This window comes from Cryobacterium sp. TMT3-29-2 (genome assembly GCF_004564305.1).
Taxonomy (GTDB): Bacteria; Actinomycetota; Actinomycetes; order Actinomycetales; family Microbacteriaceae; genus Cryobacterium; species Cryobacterium sinapicolor.
Map to the genome: position 1 here is coordinate 1 of NZ_SOGK01000088.1, position 6,064 is coordinate 6,064.

Genomic DNA, 6,064 nt, shown 5'->3' on the forward strand with positions numbered 1-6,064 from the left:
GGCCGCGGCAGCCGGCCTCACGCACGCGGGAGCGCTGCCGCCGCGGGAGCGCTCCCGCCGCGGGAGCCGGGCCGCCGGCTGCTGCTAGTCGTTCGTGACGAGTGACAGCCGGCGCGCCAGCGAGCGTGGCCGCACCAGTCGCACCTCGTGGAGTTGTTCGCCGAGCACTTCCTGATCCTGCTCGTGTCCGTCGGGGGCGTAGCCGTTGCGCTTGTAGAACGAGTGCGCGCGGGGGTTGACTTCGGCGACCCACAGGGAGGACGGGCCGTCGTCGACAACCGCATCGAAGAGCTGCTGGCCGATGCCGGTGCCGTGGTAGGCGTCGAGCAGGTAGATGAAGTAGAGCTCCATCGGCGCCGGCTTGTCGTCGTCGCGGGACGGCCCGCTGCCGGCGAATCCGACGATCTCACCGTCGACGAGGGCCGCTACCTGGCGGTGGTTCGGTCCCTGCGCGCTGAACCGGCGCCACATGGCGGCCAGGCGGGCGGGCTGCAGCTGTTCGAGGGCGGCCTCGCTGAGCAACTGGTCGTAGGTTTCGTGCCAGCAGGTGGCATGCACGCGGCCGAGGCTGTCGGCATCCGATTCTGTGACAGGACGAAGGACTGCTGTGGTGACCATGACCCGAGACTAGCTCAGCCGCGCGGCTCCGAATGACGCTGCGCCGCCCCGACCGTGGCCGCCCCGCCGAGGGATGCCGGGCGACCCACGACTTCAGCTCTGCACGCCTGCTGCCGACTTCGCCGTTGAGCCGGGCAACAAGTGGCTAATTCCTGAGATCCGGTGTCGGCACGGTGGGTCGTCGCGTGATAGCGGGGCGGAGCATCCGTCACCGCCACGTTTCTCCTGAGTTGGCCACAAGGGGCCCTGCCCGCACGGGGGCGCCGGGCGCGTGTCGGTACTGCCCCGGCAACGCAAAACGGGCCGGCCTCCCCAGAGACCGACCCGTTCCACAGTGGAACAAACTCGCGGATGCCGCCTGGTGACTAGCCCTGCGCGCGGCGCGGAGCCGAGCGACGGGCGCCGCCGGAGGCACCGGCACCGCGCACGAGGCCGCCGACCTGGAGGCCGCCGGAGCGTCCACCCTGGGCCGGACGGCCCTGACCGTTGCCCGAACCCTGGCTGCGACCGGATGCCGCTGGCCGTCCCGAACGTTCCGGGCGCGCTCCACCGGTGGGTGCCACGGCATCGCTGCCGCGGTGTCCGCGGTTGCCGCGGGTCGCGCCGGCCCGGGCACCGCCGTCGCGGGGGCCGGAGTCGCGCTCGTCGCGGTTGACGCGCTTGCGCTGGGCGTTGGCGCCCTGCGAGCGGCCGCCCTGGGACTGGCCGTGCGGCTGCTCCACACGGGGGAGCGGCTTGACGTAGGCGGCGACNGGACTGGCCGTGCGGCTGCTCCACACGGGGGAGCGGCTTGACGTAGGCGGCGACGTCGCCGACAAGGGCGTCCACGGCGGGGGAGGCCGCGGTCACCCGCTGCGGGGTCACCTTGATCGCGGCCTTGCGCAGCAGCGCGTCGGTGTCGCGGCGCTGCTCGGGGAGAACCAGCGTCACGACGTCACCGGCGCTGCCGGCACGGGCGGTGCGGCCCGAGCGATGCAGGTACGCCTTGTGCTCGGCCGGCGGGTCGACGTGGATGACGAGTTCGATGTCGTCGACGTGCACGCCGCGAGCCGCGACATCCGTGGCCACGAGCACCTTGACGTCGCCGGCGCTGAACGCGGCGAGGTTGCGGTCACGGGCGACCTGAGAGAGGTTGCCGTGCAGGTCGACGGAGGGAATCCCGGCGTCGGTGAGCGACTTGGCGAGCTTTTTGGCCTGGTGCTTGGTGCGCATGAAGAGGATGCGGCGGCCGGAACCGCTCGCGAGCTTCTCGACGAGCGCCTTCTTCGATTCGACGCCGTCGATCTCGAACACGTGGTGGGTCATCGCGGAAACGTGGCTGTTGGCCTCGTCGACCGAATGCATCACCTCGTTGTGCAGGAAGCGGCGAACGATCTTGTCCACGCCGTTGTCGAGCGTGGCCGAGAACAGCAGGCGCTGGCCGCTGCTGGGCGTCTTGTCCATGATGCGAGTGACGACGGGCAGGAAGCCCAGGTCGGCCATGTGGTCGGCCTCGTCGAGCACGGTGATCTCGACGGCGTCCAGGCTGATGAAGCCCTGCTTCATCAGGTCCTCGAGACGGCCGGGGCAGGCCACGACGATGTCGACGCCGGCCTTGAGTGCGGAGACCTGACGGCCCTGGGAGACGCCACCGAAGATCGTGGTGGTGTTGAGACCGTAGGCCTCGGCCAGTGGGGTGAGCGCGTTGGTGATCTGCGTGGCCAGCTCGCGGGTCGGGGCGAGGATCAGGCCGAGCGGGCGGCCCGGACGACGTCGGCCGCCGGCGAGCTTGCCGCCGAGGCGCGACACCATGGGCAGGGCGAACGCGAGGGTCTTGCCGGAGCCGGTTTTGCCGCGGCCGAGCACGTCGCGGCCGTTCAGGGTGTCGGGCAGCGTGTCCACCTGGATCGGGAACGGGCTGTCGATGCCCTGCTCCGTCAGGATGGCGACGAGAGGGGCTGGCACGCCAAGCGCGCTGAAGGAAGTTTCTGACAAGGTGGTGCCTTTCGGGCATCAGATTCCCCAGGCATCCGTTCCGCACGGGCGGTAACTCGGAGCCTTGAGAGGATTCACATGGCGAAGGTGCCAATGGGCACATCCGTTCGCCGTAAGAAGGTTTGATTCGAAAAATCGGGCCGGCCCGGGTGGGCTGCCGCAATAAGAAGAGGGCGTTCTACGACGCAGCAAGCGCAACTACGCACTCGCAAGCTTCCATCTTAGCGGATGCTGTCAAGCCTCCGGGTCGAAGGCCCGTCCGGCGGGTGCCGTGGGGTGACGCTCCTCACCCGGTGCCAGTTCGCCGACGGGCACCTCCGCGGCCACGGTATTGCCGGCCTGGGGGAGCGGGCAGGCCCACATCGGGTCGTAGGCGCAGGACGGGTTGTAGGCGAAGTTGAAGTCGAGGATGATGCTGTCGTCGTCGGCCCCCGAGCCCAGGTCGGCGCCCTTGACCGTGTCGAGCAGGTAGCGGCCGCCGCCGTAGGTTCCGCCGGGCTTGCCCGCCAGACCGTCGCGCAGGGGTAGGAACAAGCCGCCGCCGTAGCTGGAGAGCCGCCAGAGGTCGATCGGTCCGAGGTACGGCAAGCGCACGGTCCCGACGAGGTCGAACGGCACCTTCCCATCGGATCCGGCGCCGGTTCCGGTGTCGACCGTGATGCGCACCGGATGCTCCGCACGGTGCACCTCGGCCTCGAACCGCCAGTCGGGGTCGTAGGCGGCGACCGGCAGCCCGGTGAAGCCGGCCCGGTCGTCGGGCATCAACGGTGAGGCGGAGTGCCCGCCGAACAGATCGTCCCGGCCGCTCCGCCACAACTCGTGGCCGGCGGCCGGGTCCTGCGCGCTGAGCTGGCGCACGCCGGCGTACAGCCCGAACACGCGCCGACGCCAGTCGGCCACCTGCAGGGCGCCGAGGGTGGTGGTCACGACGTCACGCCGGATTCGCGGGGCTCGGCGGCGCCTGGCCGGACCGGCTCGTCGACGCCGAGGTCGAGGCTCCAGTTCGGTGCGAGGCGCTTGAGCTGGTGCAGCCGCCACTGCCAGATCGACCAGAACACCGGCCAGCTGGCCAGGGTGAGCGCACCGGTGCGAAAGATCAGCTGGTCGCGGAAGAGCGTCTTCCCGGTGCCGGCCGGGTCGGGAGCCACGGCCATCCGGTGGTCCCAGAGCGTGACCGAGGCGAGCGGCCCTGACACGCCGCGGCCGGTGTCGCGCAGGATGCGCACCCCGTCCTTCCGGGTGGTCGCCATGGTGAGTCGAATGACCTGGTCGCCCATCGGCACCAGGCCGAGCGCGGTCAGGCTGACCGGATGCTCACCCGGCTCCCAGATGGTGGGGAAGCCATCCATCTCGAGCGATTCGACGCTCATCACGGGTGAGCTCACCTCGCGGAACACGGCGGGACTCCGCAGAGCTCGCCAGGCGGCATCGGGGGAGCAGTCGAGGATCTCTTTCAGAAGAACACGCATGACCCCAGTCTGTGGTGCCGGGGCATGCAGTACAACTAAGAGCGTGGCAATTCGATATTGGCTGGGCGTTGCCTCGCGCGAACACGTGCTGCGTGCCGTGGCGGTGGGGCTCGTTCAGGCCAGCCACGGGGCCCGGGCGGCGCTCGAGCAGATGGGCGAGTCCGACGGGGTGGTCTACTACTCCCCGAAGACGCACATCGACGGCGAGTCCCTGCGCGAGTTCACCGCGATCGGGCGCATCGCCCCCGGAATCGTGCACCAGGGGGAATCCGCCGCCCCGAGTTCGTACCGGCCGTGGCGACGCCACATCGACTACGAGACGGATGTCGTGGCCGCCTCGATCCGCCCACTCCTGTCGGTTCTCGAGTTCACCCGCAGCAACCCCGACTGGGGGTACCAGCTGCGGCGGGGGCTGCTCGAGATCTCCCGGCACGACTTCGAGGTGATCCGGCGCCAGATGCGCCGGGAGTAGCGCCTGACTCGGCCTGGTCGAGGTCCGCCTTCGGCGAGAGTCGTCGAAGCCGCCGAGGTGACCTGTCCCTGCTGCGATTATGGGCGGGATCGGCGATTTTCGATAAGGTGCTGCCGCGTTCGGCGCCGGGTGGTGCGCATCCGTTCGGTACACTGAAGGCATGACTGGCGAGTTCTGGTGGGTGCCTTCGGCCGTCGTTTTCGGCGGGACGGCAGCGGTCGCCGTGGTGATCTCGATGATGCTGCGGCGCCGAGCTCAGGCGCGCGCCCGCGTCGACCAAACGCTGGCTATCGAGCGCACCCGGGCTGCCGCCATCTCCCTCGTGCGCGCGGATGATCTGATCGAGGCGGCCACCGACGAACTCGGTTTCGCGGTCGCCCAGTTCGGGGAGAACGCCACCAGCGATTTTGCGGCCGCGCTCGACGCCTCCCGGCGGCAGGTGCGCGACGCCTTTCTGCTGCAGCAGAGGCTCGACGACAGCGTGCCCGACTCTGAGGGCGAGCGCCGCCGCTGGACCGAGCAGATCATCGTGCTCTCCGACGAGGCCGTCACACGTCTCGGTGCCGAGACCCGCGATTTCGACTCCCGGCGCGGTGTCGAACGGGATGCCCCGATTCTGCTCGAGAAGTTGCGGCGCCGCCTCGACCGGGTTGCCGACCGCGTGGCGGCCGGCACCGCCAGTCTCTCCCGGCTCAGTCGCACCTATGCCGCGCCCGCCCTGGCCCCGATCAGCGGCAACGTCGCCCGCGCCGAGGCGGCCCTCGTCGACGCCCGCCGGGCAGTGGATGCCGCGGCCGCGCGGCTCGCCCACGAGGCCACCGATCCGGTGGGCGAGCAGTTGCTTGCGGCCGAGCAGGCCCTGCACCACGCCGGCACACTCCTCGACGCGATCGAACTCGGCGAAGACCAACTGCACGTCGGGTTCGCCTCCCTGGCCCGTGCGCTCGATGGGGCCGATCTCGAACTGGCCGAGGTGCGCGCCCTGCGCGACGGGCACGAGGAGACCGCCGCGCGCGGCGAACTCAACCGTGTCGTGGCGGAGGCCGACCGCGTGGTGGGCGAGCTGCGGCATCCGTCGCGCCTGAGCGATCCGGCCGCCGACCAGGCCTGGCTGCGCACGGCGATGGACGGTCTTGACGTGATCCGTTCCGAGGCCCGTAACCGCCAGCTGCGGCTCGACAATGCCCGCGGTGCGCTGACCGGCGCCCTTCTGGCCGCGCGCAGCCAGATCACCGTGACCCGCGATTTCATCACCGCCCACCCCGGACGCGTGGGCGCGGAGGCGCGCACCCGCCTCGCCGAGGCCGAACGAAAGCTGAGCCTGGCGACGTCGGAGGCCGATCCGATCTCCGCCCTGGACACCGCGCGCAGTGCGATGACCCACGCCACGGATGCCGACGCCCTCGCCCGCTTCGACGCCCACTAGCTGTACTTCCCATTGACGTTGTGAACGCGGTCGATGGGTGATTTGCCGCCGATGCCGGTATGGGGCCTGTGGTGATTGTAGCTATGGATCCAGTCTTGGTATGCG

The 6,064-nt window shown here is 70.3% G+C and carries 7 protein-coding genes; 2 read left to right on the forward strand and 5 right to left on the reverse strand.

Annotated features, from left to right (window positions below):
- Nucleotides 1–84 precede the first annotated feature (84 nt).
- From E3O67_RS09960 to E3O67_RS09975, 4 genes are all read right to left on the reverse strand, one after another.
- Entirely contained in the window at nucleotides 85–618 is a 534-nt protein-coding gene (locus E3O67_RS09960; RefSeq protein WP_134427333.1) for a GNAT family N-acetyltransferase, read from the reverse strand.
- A 93-nt stretch (nucleotides 619–711) separates the two neighbouring features.
- The gene (locus E3O67_RS09965; protein ID WP_241982102.1) at nucleotides 712–2,592 is read right to left on the reverse strand and encodes a DEAD/DEAH box helicase; all 1,881 of its coding nucleotides are present in this window, start codon (nucleotides 2,590–2,592) and stop codon (nucleotides 712–714) included.
- A gap of 234 nt (nucleotides 2,593–2,826) precedes the next feature.
- Nucleotides 2,827–3,519 carry a DUF1684 domain-containing protein gene (locus E3O67_RS09970; RefSeq protein WP_134427339.1) on the reverse strand — a complete coding sequence of 231 codons (693 nt, stop codon included), beginning with the start codon at nucleotides 3,517–3,519 and terminating at the stop codon, nucleotides 2,827–2,829.
- Entirely contained in the window at nucleotides 3,516–4,061 is a 546-nt protein-coding gene (locus E3O67_RS09975) for a hypothetical protein (RefSeq protein WP_174776818.1), read from the reverse strand. Before E3O67_RS09975 ends, E3O67_RS09970 begins: the two co-directional genes overlap by 4 nt.
- A gap of 43 nt (nucleotides 4,062–4,104) precedes the next feature.
- Between E3O67_RS09975 and E3O67_RS09980 the strand changes: the two genes are divergently transcribed.
- Nucleotides 4,105–4,533, forward strand: coding sequence for an EVE domain-containing protein (locus E3O67_RS09980; RefSeq protein ID WP_241979123.1), 429 nt, complete (start codon nucleotides 4,105–4,107; stop codon nucleotides 4,531–4,533).
- A 160-nt stretch (nucleotides 4,534–4,693) separates the two neighbouring features.
- Nucleotides 4,694–5,959: a hypothetical protein gene (locus E3O67_RS09985; RefSeq protein ID WP_135102609.1), complete on the forward strand. Its 1,266-nt coding sequence runs from the start codon at nucleotides 4,694–4,696 to the stop codon at nucleotides 5,957–5,959.
- Here E3O67_RS09985 and E3O67_RS09990 read toward each other — a convergent pair.
- The coding region (locus E3O67_RS09990) for an integrase core domain-containing protein (RefSeq protein ID WP_167726473.1) at nucleotides 5,956–6,064 on the reverse strand (109 nt) is incomplete at its 5' end. The two genes, E3O67_RS09985 and E3O67_RS09990, sit on opposite strands and share 4 nt — an antisense overlap.